This window comes from Acinetobacter sp. YH16044, from assembly GCF_013417145.1.
Taxonomy (GTDB): Bacteria; Pseudomonadota; Gammaproteobacteria; order Pseudomonadales; family Moraxellaceae; genus Acinetobacter; species Acinetobacter amyesii.
Window position 1 is genome coordinate 1 of record NZ_VPEK01000018.1, and the last position, 17,212, is coordinate 17,212.

Below are 17,212 nucleotides of genomic sequence, written 5' to 3' on the forward strand. Positions count from 1 at the left end.
AAATATTAAAGTGACGGAAAATAGCAAGTAACTTGGACCAGTGTTGATCATTTAGCATTGTTCGAGGCATAGCGAGTGTAAAATTGGGTTTGGCGATTTAATTTTACTATCTCGCTATTTTTTTAATCAACAAATGTCAACAGACCCTAATATCTTCACGAATACTTTGGTTTTTAATTTCACCTTCGCAGTTCACGGCAGCAAAAGTCGTAAACGAACATAAAATTAAACTGATCGAGACGAAATATTTTTTCATGGGCTTACATCTTCCTGAAATAAGCAATTGACCTAAAATTCATGTTAAAAATACTGAAATACCGACAAAGATGTAAGTCTAGACCATCAGGTTTGCGGCTCATTTTTATTATATTTGTGTAATCTCTAACTTGATGAATATCTACAGATATGTGGAAAGTGCTAGAGCGTTAAAGTTGTATGAATAAAGTGTGAACTGCGTAGTAGGGTGTATAGAGGTACATGCTCGCCAATAATAGACATAAAAAAACCACGCTATAAAGCGTGGTTTTTGAATCAGTTCAATCTAATCTGTATTAGATTTTACCAACTAGGTCGATTGAAGGAGCAAGAGTTGCATCGCCTTCTTTCCATTTAGCTGGGCAAACTTCGCCTGGGTGAGCGTGTACGTATTGAGCTGCTTTAACTTTACGAAGAAGTTCTTGAGCATCACGACCGATACCACCAGCGTTGATTTCAACGATTTGGATTTTACCTTCTGGATCGATAACGAAAGTACCACGATCAGCAAGACCGTCAGCTTCGATTAATACGTCAAAGTTTTTAGCAAGAGTCCAGTTCGCATCACCAACCATTACGTATTGGATTTTTTTGATTTCTTCTGAAGAATCGTGCCAAGCTTTGTGAGTGAAATGAGTGTCAGTAGAAACTGAGTAGATTTCAACACCTAGTTTTTGGAATTCTGCATAGTTGTCAGCAAGGTCACCAAGTTCAGTTGGGCAAACGAAAGTGAAGTCAGCTGGGTAGAAGAATACAACAGACCATTTACCTTTAAGATCAGCTTCAGTTACTTCGATGAATTGACCATTTTGGAATGCAGTAGCTTTAAACGGTTTAACTTCAGTATTAATTAAGCTCATCATTATCTCCATGATTGAGGTTTGTTTTTGATTTCCAATAGGGTACAGAAATTTTTCTTATTGCTGAAATAGTATTTTTACATAACTAATATCGGAAAATCCGAATTAATAGTGATTTACTCATTTCCCAATAGACCAGTATTTCATCTCATTTAACCGCAGTTGTGTGAGGATTAAATGACAGGAACTACTCTAAACGTCCTACACAGACATGAAGTCACACCCCTTAAAATTCAAGGGTAAAATTTAAAAAAAGTGATTTAAATTTTTCTATTGTTGATTTAATCCATCTTTAGGCATGCCGATTCGCTCATCAGCGAAGCATTTCTTTTGTTCAATTAGGCGGATGAAGGGGGATATGGCGAATTCATCCTATTTTCAGATTTGAGATCTAAACCGCACCACGCCAGTCGCGCCAGATAAATTCACTTCGGGTTTTCAATTGTTGCATTGGGAAATGCGATGAAACCGAGTAGAATATCGGGTTTCATGTAGTTGTAAGGCGTATTCTTGGTGGCGAAAGATTTAAATGTAGATCAGATGGTGATGGCTCGTGATGTTCACCGTTTAAATCGATTGCGTAAGGGAAAAGACGCCAACGAAAAGCAGCATAAAGAACTGTTTGAAAAGTCGAATGCGAAAGTCCGCGAACGGATTGCCCGCATCCCAAATATTAAATTAAATCAAGACTTACCTGTTACGCAGTATGCAGACAAACTGATCGATGCGATTCAAAAGCATCAAGTGATTATTGTGGCAGGTGAAACCGGTTCGGGTAAAACCACGCAGTTACCGCAAATTGCCATGCTTGCAGGTCGTGGTTTAACGGGTTTGATTGGACATACGCAACCTCGTCGACTGGCCGCACGTAGCGTTTCGCAGCGTATTGCCGAAGAAGTGGGCGAAAAGCTGGGGGAGTCGATCTCCTTTAAAGTTCGTTTCAATGAACAAGGTTCACAAGATTCAATCGTTCGTTTGATGACCGACGGTATTTTATTGGCTGAACTGGCCAATGACCGATTCTTAAATAAATACGACACGATTATTATCGATGAAGCGCATGAACGTTCGCTAAATATCGACTTCATCATGGGCTATCTCAAACAGCTCTTGCCACGTCGTAAAGATCTCAAAGTTATCATTACCTCCGCGACATTAGACGTAAATCGCTTCTCTAATTACTTCAATGGGGCACCTATTTTTGAAGTCGAAGGTCGAAGCTTCCCTGTAGAATTGCGTTATCGTCCGATTTCAGAGCTGAGTATTGTCGGCAGTGATGATGATGAATTTGACGATTTTGAAGAAAATTTACCTCGTGCCGTGGTTTCAGCTGTAGAAGAATGTTTTCAAGATGCGCAGGAAAAAGGTCATCCTGAACATGCCGACATTTTGATTTTTGCCAGCACTGAACAAGAAATTCGTGAGTTACAGGAAACACTGCAAAAGTTTGGGCCAAGACATACCGAAGTTTTGCCATTATATGCTCGATTGGCTTTGGCAGAACAGCAAAAGATCTTTAATCCATCAGGCGGTGGGCGACGTATTATTATTGCCACCAACGTGGCAGAAACGGCTTTAACCGTACCGAATATTCGCTACGTAATTGATAGTGGCTTTGCACGGATATCCCGTTATAACTATCGCTCACGTGTACAGCGTCTACCGATTGAGGCTGTATCACAGGCGGCAGCAAATCAGCGTAAAGGTCGTTGTGGTCGTATCGCGCCGGGTGTGTGTATTCGACTATATTCAGAAGAAGACTTTATGAGTCGTCCTGAATTTACCGAGCCTGAGATTAAACGAACCAACTTGGCCTCGGTTATTTTGCAAATGCAAAGTTTGGGCTTTGGTGAATTAGAAGACTTTGATTTTATTGAGCCGCCAGATCATCGTTTGGTGAATGATGGTCGTAAGCTATTAATTGAATTAGGTGCTTTAAAAGAAAAATCGGCGTATGCACCGCAAGTTGCTTCGGAAAACCAAGCAAAACAAGGCACAAAACATGCGAATAATAAAAATGGTGCTTTAACCAAAATTGGTCAGCAAATGGCGAAAATGCCAATCGACCCGCGTCTTGCACGGATGATTTTGGGCGGAGCGCATTTTGGCGTATTAAATGAAGTCTTGATTATTGTCGCTGCTTTAGCGGTACAAGATCCACGTGAACGTCCTGCGGATAAACAAATGCAGGCCGATCAGAAACATGCTTTGTTCCGTGAGGCTGACTCAGATTTCTTGTTCTATATCAAGTTATGGGAAGCTTTAGTCGCTAACCGTGACATGAGTGAAAATAAGCGTCGAACCTTTGCACGCAACCATTTCCTTAGTTGGTTACGCCTCCGTGAGTGGAAAAAAACCCATGAGCTATTGGTGGATTTGGCTCAAGGCTTAAAACTGTCCTTTAATGAAAAGAAGGCCAATTATGAAAATCTGCACCGTGCGCTATTAACGGGTTTACTTTCATTTATTGCCAACAAAACCGATGAACGTAACGTGTTCATGGCGGTGCGTCAGCAAAAGGCACGTATTTTCCCTGCATCAACCTTGCATAAAACCAATACACCTTGGGTCATGGCTTTTGAGATGGTGGAAACCTCTCAGGTATATCTTCGTACATTGGCGAAAATTGAACCTGAATGGATTCTATTGGCTGCAGGCGATTTATTGAAGCATCATTATTTTGAGCCGCATTGGTCGAAAAAAGCTGGTGTGGTGAATGCTTATGATCAAATTTCTTTATTTGGTTTGATTATTGAGCCACGTCGTCAGATTAATTATGAAAAAGTGGATCATCTGGCGGCGCATGAAATTTTCCTACGCGATGCGTTGACGACGGGACATTTGGGTATTACGCCGCCGTTCTTAAAACACAATTTATTAAAACTCGAAGAAGTTGAGCGCGTTGAAGATAAACTGCGTCGTCGTGATTTGGTGGTGGATGAAGAAACCATCTACCAATTTTATGCTGCAAAAGTGCCTGAAGAGGTGGCAAGTCGTCGTAGTTTTGAAGACTGGCGTGCAACTGTAGAACCGAAAAATCCACGGCATTTATTTATCGATGATGATGCGCTTTGGATGAATGACCGTCCAACGACCCAGCAATTTCCAGACTACCTACGCAATGGTGAACTGCGTTTGGCTGCAAGTTATCGTTTTGACCCAAGTCATGATGAAGATGGTGCAACGGTCAAAATTCCAGTTCAAGCTTTGCCGCAAGTGGATGAAAATATTTGGTCATGGGGTATACCTGGTTGGCGACAAGACCTGATTGAAGCCTTGCTTAAAGCATTGCCTAAGGATAAACGCCGTCACTTGGTGCCAATACCAGATACAGCGCGTAAATTGATGGATCGTGTCGATGCCGTGCATTTGCGCGAGCATATTTTTAGTTTCTTGGCGTTCCAACTACGTGGTGAGCAAATCACAGATAAGGACTTTTCTTGGGAGCGCGTTGAGCAATATCTGCTGCCTTTAATCAAAGTCATTGATGAAAAAGGCCGTGTGATTGAGCAAGGTCGTGATCTAGATGAACTCAAAGCACGCTGTCGTACGGAAACTCACAGCCCAGTTAAGCAGTTAAAAGGTGAGTTTAAAACCTTCCCTGATAATTTTGTGTTCGAAGCATCACAAAAAGTCACGGGTGTGGTGGTGAAACAATACCAAGCGCTTGTTCCAGTCAAAGGCTTTGCAGAGTTGGATGCCAAAGACGAATCGGGTGTGGTGATTCAGACCTTCAATGACCAATTTGAAGCAGTTAAACAACACCGCGAAGGGATCATTCGTTTGGTTCATATGCAGCTGGGGGACTTAGTTCGTCAGTTGAAAAAACAGATTTCTAAACCCTTGGCATTGGCTTATTCACCGCTAGGTGACAAAGCCAAACTAGAGCAAATGTTAGTTTATGCCACACTTCAGCTTGCAATAAATGAGCTACCTGTCAATGTGCAGGAGTACCAAAACCTGATTTTAAATGTAAAGAAATCTTTCTTAACCCATGGGCAACAAGCATTAGCCGTTTTAACTGAAACCTATATTCAATGGCAGGATATACGTCGGAAATTGTTGGTTTTAGATGATTCTGTGTTTGGAAAGAACATTGATGACATTGAAGATCAACTCGATTTGATGCAACTTTCAGATTTTGTTTATGGCAAAACTTCCGATGTGTGGCTCGAATTTCCAAGATATTTGAAGGCATTAGTCTTGCGTTTAGACCGCTTGCCAAATAACCTACAAAGGGACAATTCTGCCATTGATCAAGTTGACCCATGGATGGAAAAATTATTTAAGTTTAAAAATGACACTCGCCTTAAAGAATTGTATTTCATGGTTGAGGAGTTACGCATCTCTATTTTCTCTCAACCAATGAAGACCAAGATGCCAATTTCTCCATCCCGCTTGCAAAAAGTATGGGATAAGCTCGGAATCAGTTAAGATATAGGTAATTTCTAAAAGGAGTTTTACATGGGCATCCGCATTACGGGTACAGGTCTTTATCATCCAGAAGACGTAATTACTAACGAAGAGTTAGTTGAAGCTTTAAATGCTTATGTGGAACAGTACAACAGTGATAATGCTGAAAAAATTGAAGCCGGTGAGCTAGAAGCGCGCCGTGGTTCAAGTGCAGAATTTATCGAAAAAGCATCTGGCGTAAAAGCACGTTATGTTGCTGAAAAAAGCGGTATTTTAGATCCAAAACGTTTACGTCCAGTATTGCATGAACGTTCAAATGATGAATTGTCTATTCAAGCGGAATGGGGCGTAGCTGCTGCAAAGCAAGCGATGGGAAATGCGGGTGTGACTGCTGAAGACATCGATGTTGTGATCTTGTCGTGCTCTAACATTCAACGTGCATATCCAGCCGTTTCAATTGAAATTCAAACTGCGTTGGGTATTCAGGGTTATGCCTATGACATGAACGTTGCATGTTCAGCTGCAACTTTTGGTATCAAGCAAGCCTATGACGCGATCAAATCAGGCGCTCGTCGCGTGTTATTGGTGAACGTTGAGATCACATCTGGTCATACAGATTTCCGTATGCGTGACTGTCACTTCATCTTTGGTGACGTTGCAACGGCTTCGATCATTGAAGAAACTGAAACCAAAGCTGGTTTTGAAGTGTTGGATATTGACCTGTTTACTCAGTTCTCAAACAACATTCGTAACAACTTCGGTTACTTAAATATGAGTGAAGTCGATGCTGACATCGACAACAACCGTTTCCGTCAAGACGGTCGTAAAGTATTTAAAGAAGTGTGTCCATTAGTGGCGAAAATGATCACTAAGCAATTGGATGACAATAAAATTGCGGCAACAGATGTAAAACGCTTCTGGTTACACCAAGCGAATGCCAGCATGAATGAATTGATTCTGAAACTGGTTGTGGGCAAAGAACATGCTCAGCCAGACCTTGTGCCAATCATTCTTGATGAATTTGCCAATACTTCATCAGCAGGTGTCATTATTGCATTGCACCGTACTGCGAATGAAGTAAACCATGGCGAATATGGTGTACTTTGCTCATTTGGTGCAGGCTACTCAGTAGGTTCTGTACTTGTTCAAAAACATGATGCTGCCTAAGGTCAGCACATTTGCAGGTTGAACATGATGCAAAATGGATAAAGCGTTTAAGCGCTTTATCCCGCATGTATTTCACGCCGACCTTTTTTGGCGCTGAATATATTGATGCATCAAAACCTGCAATGTATGTAGGGAATCATACAATTTACGGTGTACTCGATTCACCGGTGATTATTGATTATCTCTACAATGAACATAAAGTGGCTGTGGTCAGTATTGCTGATCATAGCCATTTTTATTTGCCTGGTTGGCGTGGCATGGTCAAAAAGTTCGGTGCAGTCCAAGGTATTCAGGACTATGTCAGAACAGTGATGCAACAAGGTTATTCCATTTTAGTTTTTCCCGGTGGCGGTCGAGAGGTTTTGAAGCGAAAAGGCGAAGCCTATCAACTGATTTGGAAGCAACGTTATGGCTTTTTAAAACTGGCGCAAGAATTTAATTATGATATCGTGCCTTTTGCCGCTTTAGGTGGAGATGAAGTCTTTGAACTGGGTTTTGATGCCAGTGTGATTGTTGAACATCGTTGGTTTAAACAACTATTAAAAATACAAAAAATCGATAAATTATTACGTCATGGTGATGTGATTCCGTCTTTACCCAAACGAATTATCCCCAAGCGCATTCCATTCTATTTTCAATTTTTACCCCGTCAAAGTTTGAGTCATATTCAGAGTGTGGAGGATTTAAAGCTCTATCGAGAGGCACTACAACAAGATATTTACACTGCGATAGAACAGCTGAAGAAAATCCGTTCAGAACAACATTCTACAGATCAATAATAGTGACTACTCTTCAACTTCATCCATTTTTATTCGTCACAGCTCAAAATCATGGTGAATTTTGTCACAACAATAGCTTTTAGATTTTTTTATTGAACGCCTTTGTATTGACCTTTTGTACAGCTATTTGGCTGATTAATGGCAGTAGTCGGAGCATTAAACTTTGACTATAGTGAAGGTTGAAAAATAATCAACGATCGTTAGGGCGGAAGATGGAAAAGAAAAGCTTGACCCCGCAGCTTGAGCATATTGCTCGGCAACTTATTCGAATATCTCCAAGTTTAAAGCAGTTGTATCAAGAGCAAATGGATCTTGCTACAGCACTCAATTCACAAAATATCTTTAAAATTGAACAAGAGCAGCACCGCATTCAACTGTGTAATGGACTGTGGACCTTACAGCTACAAAGTCGTGAATCGATTGGCTATCAGTTTCCTAGAAGTCCATTTAGACCCATCAAAATTGTTGAATTGCATTCGACCGTGCCATGTATTGAAGTAGTAGAAGATTTCTTATTTCATGAATTGTATTTTTTTACTGGCGACCTAAAGCCGCAACATTCACTCTTGCTCAGAGAAAAAGCACAGCAATTTAGACAATTGATCTTACAGTCGATTTTTCAACATCTAAATGGGCCAGCGCGTGTTCAGCAGTTTTTAGCACAGATGACAGCAGTTGAAGCGCAAATTTTTGATCAGCTGATGCAAGAGCAGCAGATTTATCAGACACCGCTATTACAAACGTATATCGAATGCCAAATCTGTCTACCACATTGGTTGATGCAAAAGATTGAGCAGATGTTCGCACTCAACTCACTTACAGAAGCTGAAATATTGCCGATACAGCTCTTGATGGATAGTTTGGACGAGATTTGTTTTGCTACAGCACAATTTTTAGATCCAACGATTTACCGGATCATGAGTTTGAGTTATGAAGATCGGTTCAATTTACAAGAATTAAATGAACATATAGAAGATATTATTTTGTTGCTCGACCATGCATATGAGCGTCCCAATTTGTTGGGTTTTATTCGTTTGATGCATCGGGATGTTTGGGCAGAGCAGGACATATTAAGCCACAGTAATTTTGTGCAAGCTACAGCAATTTGGCAAAAAAAATGTGGAAAACTCCCTTTACTCGATAACAACCGTGCAGTGCGATGGATGTTCAAGCAGTCAGTCGAAGTGTTGGATTGGCTGAGTCGTAATTTTCAACACAGTAATGTACGAGTGGCTGTGACGGCATTAAGTTTTGTCGATACGCAGCATATTCATCCCGCATTGATTCTTACAACCTTACAACATTTTCAATTTGTTGCAGCGCGCTTATTTATTCAAAATTGTCATACGATTGCGCATGAACATGATTGGTTTAATCATGAAAAAAATCTACAGTTTGTTTTACAGCGAAAATATCAGCAGCATGATGACCATCGTGTAGTGATCAGCCCATCGATTTTGTATTTAGATGAGTGGTTGATCTTAATGCGACAGGTGTTAGGCGCGGAGGATCAGGCCATAAAAAAAGTCTATCTACCTTTGAGCCGTATTATGCAGGCCTATCTGCAACATTTAGTACGTTGTACGCAGCATTTACCGCAGGCTTTGATGGATTATATCCGTCCAGAAACCCAAGAAAATCGCCAGTTTTTAAGTATGTTACGACAGCATAAAATTCAACTGCAGGATTTTCGAAATTTATTTTATTTAAAGCATGCTAATTTAAGAGTATCTGTATTTGATGCCTATGTGCGTGATTATGTCAGTGCGACTTATTCTACAGGTCATACAGTCCCAAAAAATATTACCTGGAATGGAGTCTTTCATCAGGCGGTACATTGGCATGCCAAGCAACAAAAGCAGGAAGTGTTAACTCAATTAAAGCGTCAATTTGCGACAACGGTCTGGCAGCCGTTTACAACTGACGACAAAATATATTTTCAAGATTGGGTCTTTGAAGAGTTAAAAACCATCGATCGAATTATTGATGAATCTATTCAGTTTAAACATTGTTTGGCATCAAGTTATAGCGCCAGTATCATTGCAAGAGTATATGTAGCTTTTCATATGTACCATCCCATTTTGCATGTATCGATGACTTTGGGCTGTCATGTGCAAAACCACATTTTGGTTTTTGATCAACTTGAGTATTCAAATAATACCCAAGCAGAAATAGAAAAAGTAAATATCGCCAAAGAATTTTTAAATAGGTTCAATAGCTTAAAGTAAGATTGGCGAAATACGGATTTAGGAAACTGTGTTGTGCGCTTAACTTTTGAGTCAAAAATCGTTAGGCTATAGCCGTTCTTTTACGGTATAGGTCTTATGAAACAAGAAACTGCACTCAAGCTGCTCAAAGCAGGCGAAAATGTGTTTTTAACAGGTTCGGCTGGTGCAGGTAAAACTTATACTTTAAATCAGTACATCAATTATCTAAAAGCGCGCAAAGTGCCGGTGGCAATTACGGCTTCTACAGGGATTGCTGCAACCCATATGAATGGCATGACAATTCATACATGGGCAGGGATTGGGATTAAAGATGCGATTTCCGAAGATGAGTTAAAGCGCTTAAAAGAACGTAAATATTTAAAAGAGCATTTGGAAAATGCCCAAGTTTTAATCATCGATGAAATTTCGATGTTGCATGCCAAGCAATTAAACTTGGTGAATAAAGTTTTAAAATTTTTTAAAGACAGTGAAGATGCTTTTGGGGGGATTCAAGTCATTGTTGCAGGTGACTTCTTCCAGTTACCCCCTGTGGGACGCAAAGGTGAATTAAACCGTGACAAGTTTTGCTTTATGTCTGAGGCATGGGTAGAAGCGAAGTTTCGCGTGTGTTATTTGACCGAACAACATCGTCAGGGTAATGACTATCTCAATGATATTCTAAATGCGATTCGTGCTCAGCAAATTACGGGCGATCATTTGCATGCTTTAAGGCAGACAAGTTCACAAAATATAGGTGAAACCTTTACGCGCTTGTATACCCATAATATGGATGTAGATAGTATTAACTATAAACATCTAAATGAAATTGAACAGGAATCTCGCCAGTTTGATGCTCAATGCGATGGTAATGACAAACTGATTGAAACCTTAAAATCTTCAGTGCGTGCGCCGGAAACTTTGACCTTAAAGAAAAATGCCAAAGTGATGTTTGTAAAAAACAACTTTGACGTGGGCTATATCAATGGCAGCCTCGGTGAAGTGATAGGTTTTGAAGAAGATGATGAATATGGCATCTTGCCTAAAGTAAAACTCACTGATGGCACGACCTTGGTGGTAGAACCTGAAACATGGTCTGTCGATAATGATGATGGTAAAACCATTGCCAGTTTCCAACAAATTCCACTGCGTTTGGCTTGGGCGATCACCATTCACAAATCTCAAGGGATGACCCTGGCAGCGGCTGAAATTAACTTGACGCATACTTTTGAGAAAGGTCAGGGTTATGTGGCATTGTCGCGTTTAAAAACATTAGATGGTTTGCGTTTACTTGGTTTTAATGAACAAGCCTTAGAACTCGACAGTTTGGCCATTAAAGCTGATCGACGCTTTCAGGAACTCTCTGATGAAGCGGAAACCAATTTTGCAGAGGCTGATTTAACCGTACAACATAAAGCCTTTATTCGTCATTGTGGTGGAACGCTGAATGAAGTGGAAATCGAGCGCAATGAAAAGAAAATAGCCAAAACTGGTGCAAAACAAAGCTTTGCCACAGCGACTTTAGATCAAACTCGGGAGTTGTTTGAGGAAGGTTATGAAATTCAGGATATTGCTGTGGAGCGTGGTTTAACACCAGCTACGATTATTAACCATTTGGCTCGTCTGCAAAAAGAGCAAGGTTTAGATATCTCGGTGGCACATCCGGGAGAAGACGTGGTTGAGCAGGTGCGTAAAATCTATAAACGTTTGGCGAAACGACAAGACCCAGCACATTATAATGATGACGGCACGGTTAAGTTGCGTCCAATTGTGGAGTTAACCAGTCCACGCATGGGATATGACCAAGTTCGTTTGGCTTTATTATTTGTGGAATAATGGATATATGGTGCATACGAAAAATACTGATGAATAAAGTGTGGTTAATATCGTTCAATAGATTTAACAGTAGACTGTCTAAAGGATTCGTATTTTTCCTAAGCGATGGTTTACACTGTAGCAAGTTAATTTGCTAACGATTTGAATTATGACTTTTAGTGCATGGTATTCACTGCGTAAATTTGTCTATAACAATTTACATAATGATGATTATGAAACTAAATTTAGTCATTTTCTCAACTATGCTTTGATATTGCTGATTTTAGGTAATGCTGCTGCGGTTTTACTCGAATCGGTCAATGATATTTATTTGTCTTATCAAGTTTACTTTGATTTTTTTGAAAATTTTTCAATCATTGTATTTAGTGTTGAATACGTATTGAGGCTTTGGTCGATTGCAGATAAAGACCCATTTTACTCCGCTTGGCGTAATCGTTTGAATTGGGTAAAAAGTGGTGGCGCAATTATTGATTTATTGGCAATTTTACCTGCATATCTAAATTTCTTTGTCCATTTTGATTTGCGTTTTTTACGTATTTTACGATTACTGCGTTTATTAAAATTAACTCGATATTTTGTGTCGTTGCAAATTTTGTTACGTGTCATTGAACGTGAAAAAGGTTCATTTCAAGCTGTTGTTTTTATTTTATTTATTATGATTATTATGGCCGCAGCTGGGGTGTATTTAGTTGAGAGTAAAGCACAGCCAGAGGTCTTTAGTTCTATTCCTGCGTCCATGTGGTGGGCTGTTGTTACTTTAACGACGGTCGGTTATGGCGATGTAACACCGATAACCCCTGTTGGGCGGATATTAGGTGCAATGATTACGATATTAGGGGTTGGCTTGGCAGCATTGCCAGCAGGTATTTTAGCCAATGGTTTGGCACATGAATTGGAGCAACGCAAACAACAATTAGAACTCAGTTTTCGTGAGTTGATTCAAAATCGTGAAATTGATTTTGTACTTGAGCCTGAAAAAATCGAAGAAATCCGAAAAACAGTGGGTTTAACCCGTGAGCAAACACAGGATATTATTTGGCAATTGTTACGTGAGCAAAAAGAGGAATCATTAAAGCAGGAGCGTGAGCAGTATGCATATTGCCCGCATTGTGGAAAAAAATTACCTGATTTGTAATGTGAAAAAAACACATTAGCTAAAGATGATTCAGTAAAACTTGATGAAGTATATTCATGTGAATAAAAAATAGTTAAATAAAATTTATGATGAATATGATTCATAAATATCATGATATGATAAATATAATTTAAAAATACTGATTTTCAGCTCATTCAGTATGTCGTTTGTGGAACTCATTATGTTGGAATTACGCCATCTCAAAACCTTATTGGCACTCAGAGAACACGGTTCTTTGGTCGCTGCATCTAATGATCTGTGTTTAACGCCTTCTGCACTTTCACACCAGTTGAAAGAGCTAGATCATTGGTATGGGGTAGAGGTGGTGAACCGACGCACACGTCCTGTGACCTTTTCGAATGTTGGGCAACGTTTACTACGCCTTGCTGATGATATTTTGCCGCAAGTTCAAATTGCGCAATCGGACATTACACGTATTGTGCATGGTCAAACCGGCCGAATTATTTTTTCTTCTGAATGTCATAGTTGTTTTGATTGGCTGATGCCGTTATTGAATGTCTACCGTCAGCAATACCCCGATGTAGATTTGGACTTTGCCTCTGGCTTTGAAGCCAATCCGCATGAACTATTACAAACGGGCGAGTTTGATCTTCTGATTACGGCAGATCCGATCAATTTAAAAGGTGTGGAATATTTCCCTATCTTTGAATATGAGTCTCGTTTGGTACTGTCAAATACGCATCCATTGGTTCGTGCAACAAATGTGACTGTTCAAGAATTAGCAGAAGAAACGCTGATTACCTATCCGGTCGATAAACATCGTTTAGATATCATGGCGAAATTATTTTTACCGGCCAATATTCAGCCTAAACACGTCCGTACCACAGATTTGACTCAGATGCTGATTCAGTTGGTTGCAAGTGGTCGTGGTATCGCGGCATTACCTGATTGGGTGGTAAATGAATATGAACAAAAAGGTTGGGTGACATCTCGACGCTTAGATTGTGTTTCACCTGAAGGTTTAAGACGGACTTTGTACGCCGGTTATCGTACCGAAGAGGCTGAAAAAAGCTACTTTGAAGGCTTCCTAAAACAGTTGGCGAAATTCTCACAAAAACGCAATCAATATTATTCCAACTAAGGGGGATCTATGACACAGAGTCTTTTTGTATACGGGACATTACGTCTAGGTCAGCCCAATGCTCATGTGATGGAGCACATAGGTAGCGAGTGGAAGAAAGGTGTGGTTTGGGGTGAGTTAGAACATAAAGGCTGGGGTGCGGCGATGGGCAGTCCGGGCATCCGTTTATCGAAGGCAGGTCAAGCCATTGAAGGCTATGTTTTTATCTCTGAAAACTTAGCAGCTCATTGGGCTGCTTTAGATGAATTTGAAGGTACTGAATATCAACGTGTTGCTGTCGATGTACAACTGGAAGGCGGAGAATGGATGCAGAGTGAAATTTATGCCTTGAAATAATATCGTGAGGGAGAGTCGTAAAATACGTGGGCCATCCATACATCATGACTTTCCCCAACCTTCGATATGTGTATCGATGATTCTGCTTGCTTTGTTGTTTCCTTGAGTGCAATTTTTTAAAGAGCCGTATCTAAAAGAGTTGTATTTAAAGTGCTTGAATGCACAGAAATCACTTTAAGATCGCTATACAAGTGGATGAATAATTTTTAGAATTGAGCTGTATCTCACATTGAACCCTGTTTGAACTCAATCATGCCCAATTCTATAGAACCCTCACCAACTCAACTCATGTCTGTGATTCAAACTCAGACAGCTATTGCCAAACTGGGTTTAGATCTAAATGCAGTGATGACCGTAGTGGCAGAACAGGCGCAGCAGATTACACATGCTAAAGGTGCAGTTGTAGAGTTGGCTGAAGATGGTGATATGGTCTATCGTGCAGTGTCTGGTGGGGCGAGTCATTTACTGGGTTTAAGACTTCATATTGAAAATAGTTTATCGGGTCTATGTATAGCGCAAAAACAAACACTGTATTGCCAAGATTCGGAAACAGATGCACGGGTAGATCGCGTGGCATGTCAACGTGTTGGATTGCGTTCGATGGCAGTAGTGCCATTGATTCATTGTGATGAAGGTGTCGGTGTTTTAAAGATTTACTCTGACCAAGTTGATGCCTTTCAGGAAGCTGATTTACATATATTGAGTTTGATGTCTGAGTTGATCGCTGCGGCGATGTACCATGCAACACGTTTTGGTGCGACAGAGTTATATAAATTGGCGACTCAAGATAGCTTAACAGGTTTAGCTAATCGGGCTTTGTTTGTCGACTTTTTACGCCAAGGGATAGAAAAAGCACGTGCGCAGAAAAAAGTGCTAGGTATCTTGATGATTGATTTGGATGGTCTGAAGCCGATTAATGATCAGTTTGGACATCGCATTGGGGATGCTGCACTGAAAGAAATTGCACAGCGCATTTTGCGTGAAACACGTCAAGATGACTTGGTTGCACGCTTGGGTGGTGATGAATTTGCTGTGATTTTAACCAATATTGCCAACTTAGAGCGTGCGCAAACGGCGATGAATCGAATCGCAGAAAGTTGCGGACTACCGTTTGCATTTGAGCAAATGAGTTTGAAAATTGGTGCCAGTATTGGCATGGCTTTATTTCCAGAGGATGCCGAATCCATCGATCAATTGGTCGAAATGGCAGACTTGAAAATGTACGCCAATAAGCGTGAACGGAAACAAGTAAATATTGAATAACTAATTGAAAATTAATCTAACCTTATTTGTTTTTTGACTGATTTGAATATTTTGAATGGTTATGCTGAGTGCTATTGCATGGCGAAAAGAGCATGATAATTCAATGAAAGGGATGTCAAAAGATTTATTCATTATTGCGGCAGGTTTTATTGCTGCAATGCATATCGGGAAACTACCGCCCGCAATACCTGTATTACAACAGCAACTCGGCATTAGCTTTATTCAATCTGGTTTATTGCTCTCACTGGTACAAGGCGCAGGCATGTGCTTTGCATTGTTGATTGGCAGTTATATCCAAAAAATTGGATTTAAGCTGTGTATTTTACTGGGCTTAAGTTTATTAACGATAGCAAGTGCATGGGGGAGTTTTGCACAAAGCTTTGATGCCTTGTTACTCCTACGTGTCATTGAAGGCTTTGGCTTCTTATTGGTGACTCTCACAGGGCCTGCATTTATCCGTCAGCTTGTACCGCTACAACACATCAGCGCGAAGATGGGGCTGTGGAGTGCTTATATGGGCGGAGGCATGGGGATTGCCTTATTGGTCGCGCCATTTCTAATTGCTCAATATGGCTGGAGCGTAGTTTGGCTCAGTTTCGCTATGATCACTGCGGCATTACTGCTCTGTATTGCGATGTTTATTCCTCAGCCTAATGTGGCGCTGAATACAACACCTGTCATCGGTCTCATTCGGGATACTCTGAAACATCCTGCGGCATGGCTTTTGGCGCTCATTTTTGGGACATATGCAGGGCAATGGTTTGCATTGGTGGGCTTCTTACCGATGATTTATGCGCAAAATCAAATTTCAGCAGAGCTGGCGGGTGCTTTAACAGCCAGTGTTGCCGTTGCGAATGCTGTGGGCACATGGGGTTGCGGACTGTTATTACAGCGTGGTTTTCAAGCTAAAACTTTAGTCCAACTGGGTTTTGCTGTTTTGATCATTTGCTCCTTAGGGTTTTATCTCTCTAAAGATGCGTTACCGTTTTTACTGCAATATTTAACGGTGTTTAGTTTTTCGCTTTTTGGAGGCTTAGTTGCTGCGACGGTTTTTGCGCAAGCACTACATTTTGCACCTTATCCTGCGGCAATTAGTACGACGGTCGGCATGATTTTACAATGCTCTGCCATATCACAATTTGTTCTGCCACCTGTGATTGCCACTGTGGTTTCACAAACTGGAGCGTGGTTTTGGGCGGGGATCTTGATGTCAGCATTATCATTCGTTGGAATCATGCTTAGTCGACGTTTATTTCAAATGCAGCATGGCTCAAATTAAAATTTTGTTAAACCGCTATGTCAGCAACGGCCTTATTGTTTAATCCCAATCAGTAGCGACAAGATGCCTGCTGCAATGAGTGGGCCGACAGGTACACCACGCAGCATGGCAACACCTGCGACTGTCCCAATCAATAGTCCGGCAACCACATCTGGCTGATTGGACATCAGTTTGACACCGCGACCGCCTAACCATGCGACAAAGATGCCAATGGCGATTGCGACGAGGGATTTCCAACTTAAAAAGGATTTTAAAATCGAATCACCGGGTATTTTTCCGCTAGCGATCGGCGTGAGTACGCCAATGGTTAAAATAATAATGCCAATGTTTAAGCCATATTGTTGCAGATAGGGGAAAAATTCACTTAAAGGCGTGATGCGGAAAATAATCAAGACACCTGCTGCTATGGTGATCGCTGTATTGTGGCTAAAGATGCCACAAGCCAATAACACCAATAACACGATCAGATTTAAATCCAACTGAGACATAGGATATTCGTGAGAAACTTCAATAAATAATCAATAGTGTAGCGCAGAAACATTAAAAACTGGCGTTCAAGATCATTTCCGCTATTTTTCCTGCA

The 17,212-nt window shown here is 40.7% G+C and carries 12 protein-coding genes; 10 read left to right on the top strand and 2 right to left on the bottom strand.

The genetic code is table 11. From position 1 onward, the window contains the following. Nucleotides 1-551: 551 nt before the first annotated feature. Nucleotides 552-1,115, bottom strand: a complete 564-nt coding sequence (gene ahpC, locus FTV38_RS11195) for an alkyl hydroperoxide reductase subunit C (protein WP_005097370.1) — start codon at nt 1,113-1,115, stop codon at nt 552-554. Between the two features lie 513 nt (nt 1,116-1,628). Between ahpC and hrpA the strand changes: the two genes are divergently transcribed. The 10 genes from hrpA to FTV38_RS11245 all read left to right on the top strand — a co-directional run bounded on the left by hrpA (nt 1,629) and on the right by FTV38_RS11245 (nt 16,629). Continuing rightward, nucleotides 1,629-5,549 carry an ATP-dependent RNA helicase HrpA gene (gene hrpA, locus FTV38_RS11200; protein WP_180022508.1) on the top strand — a complete coding sequence of 1,307 codons (3,921 nt, stop codon included), beginning with the start codon at nt 1,629-1,631 and terminating at the stop codon, nt 5,547-5,549. A 30-nt stretch (nt 5,550-5,579) separates the two neighbouring features. Then, a complete protein-coding gene (locus FTV38_RS11205; RefSeq protein WP_180022509.1) occupies nt 5,580-6,695 on the top strand; it encodes a beta-ketoacyl-ACP synthase III in 1,116 nt (371 codons plus the stop codon). Between the two features lie 11 nt (nt 6,696-6,706). Next, nucleotides 6,707-7,474: a 1-acyl-sn-glycerol-3-phosphate acyltransferase gene (locus tag FTV38_RS11210; RefSeq protein WP_180022510.1), complete on the top strand. Its 768-nt coding sequence runs from the start codon at nt 6,707-6,709 to the stop codon at nt 7,472-7,474. 212 nt (nt 7,475-7,686) lie between these two features. Then, on the top strand, nt 7,687-9,702 hold the full coding sequence (locus FTV38_RS11215; RefSeq protein ID WP_180022511.1) for a hypothetical protein: 2,016 nt from the start codon (nt 7,687-7,689) through the stop codon (nt 9,700-9,702). Between the two features lie 96 nt (nt 9,703-9,798). Then, nucleotides 9,799-11,514, top strand: a complete 1,716-nt coding sequence (locus FTV38_RS11220) for an AAA family ATPase (RefSeq protein WP_180003112.1) — start codon at nt 9,799-9,801, stop codon at nt 11,512-11,514. 148 nt (nt 11,515-11,662) lie between these two features. Next, the gene (locus tag FTV38_RS11225) at nt 11,663-12,649 is read left to right on the top strand and encodes an ion transporter (protein WP_180007353.1); all 987 of its coding nucleotides are present in this window, start codon (nt 11,663-11,665) and stop codon (nt 12,647-12,649) included. A gap of 181 nt (nt 12,650-12,830) precedes the next feature. Then, on the top strand, nt 12,831-13,751 hold the full coding sequence (locus FTV38_RS11230) for a LysR family transcriptional regulator (protein WP_078189020.1): 921 nt from the start codon (nt 12,831-12,833) through the stop codon (nt 13,749-13,751). 9 nt (nt 13,752-13,760) lie between these two features. Then, nucleotides 13,761-14,087 (top strand): gamma-glutamylcyclotransferase, encoded by a 327-nt coding sequence (locus FTV38_RS11235; protein WP_180022512.1) that lies wholly within the window; start codon nt 13,761-13,763, stop codon nt 14,085-14,087. A 252-nt stretch (nt 14,088-14,339) separates the two neighbouring features. Then, entirely contained in the window at nt 14,340-15,350 is a 1,011-nt protein-coding gene (locus tag FTV38_RS11240; protein ID WP_180022513.1) for a sensor domain-containing diguanylate cyclase, read from the top strand. A gap of 61 nt (nt 15,351-15,411) precedes the next feature. Beyond that, the gene (locus FTV38_RS11245) at nt 15,412-16,629 is read left to right on the top strand and encodes a CynX/NimT family MFS transporter (protein WP_257228773.1); all 1,218 of its coding nucleotides are present in this window, start codon (nt 15,412-15,414) and stop codon (nt 16,627-16,629) included. A gap of 32 nt (nt 16,630-16,661) precedes the next feature. Here FTV38_RS11245 and FTV38_RS11250 read toward each other — a convergent pair whose 3' ends face one another. After that, the gene (locus FTV38_RS11250; protein ID WP_180003104.1) at nt 16,662-17,117 is read right to left on the bottom strand and encodes a DUF441 domain-containing protein; all 456 of its coding nucleotides are present in this window, start codon (nt 17,115-17,117) and stop codon (nt 16,662-16,664) included. Nucleotides 17,118-17,212 lie beyond the last annotated feature (95 nt).

What these genes read in the sequence shown, in the direction of transcription:
- FTV38_RS11230 (WP_078189020.1), top strand. Translation starts at nt 12,831, where the DNA reads ATGTTGGAATTACGCCATCTCAAAACCTTATTGGCACTCAGAGAACAC.
- FTV38_RS11220 (WP_180003112.1), top strand. Translation starts at nt 9,799, where the DNA reads ATGAAACAAGAAACTGCACTCAAGCTGCTCAAAGCAGGCGAAAATGTG.
- FTV38_RS11225 (WP_180007353.1), top strand. Translation starts at nt 11,663, where the DNA reads ATGACTTTTAGTGCATGGTATTCACTGCGTAAATTTGTCTATAACAAT.
- FTV38_RS11235 (WP_180022512.1), top strand. Translation starts at nt 13,761, where the DNA reads ATGACACAGAGTCTTTTTGTATACGGGACATTACGTCTAGGTCAGCCC.
- FTV38_RS11250 (WP_180003104.1), bottom strand. Translation starts at nt 17,117, where the DNA reads ATGTCTCAGTTGGATTTAAATCTGATCGTGTTATTGGTGTTATTGGCT.
- ahpC (WP_005097370.1), bottom strand. Translation starts at nt 1,115, where the DNA reads ATGAGCTTAATTAATACTGAAGTTAAACCGTTTAAAGCTACTGCATTC.
- FTV38_RS11245 (WP_257228773.1), top strand. Translation starts at nt 15,412, where the DNA reads ATGCTGAGTGCTATTGCATGGCGAAAAGAGCATGATAATTCAATGAAA.
- FTV38_RS11205 (WP_180022509.1), top strand. Translation starts at nt 5,580, where the DNA reads ATGGGCATCCGCATTACGGGTACAGGTCTTTATCATCCAGAAGACGTA.
- FTV38_RS11240 (WP_180022513.1), top strand. Translation starts at nt 14,340, where the DNA reads ATGCCCAATTCTATAGAACCCTCACCAACTCAACTCATGTCTGTGATT.
- FTV38_RS11215 (WP_180022511.1), top strand. Translation starts at nt 7,687, where the DNA reads ATGGAAAAGAAAAGCTTGACCCCGCAGCTTGAGCATATTGCTCGGCAA.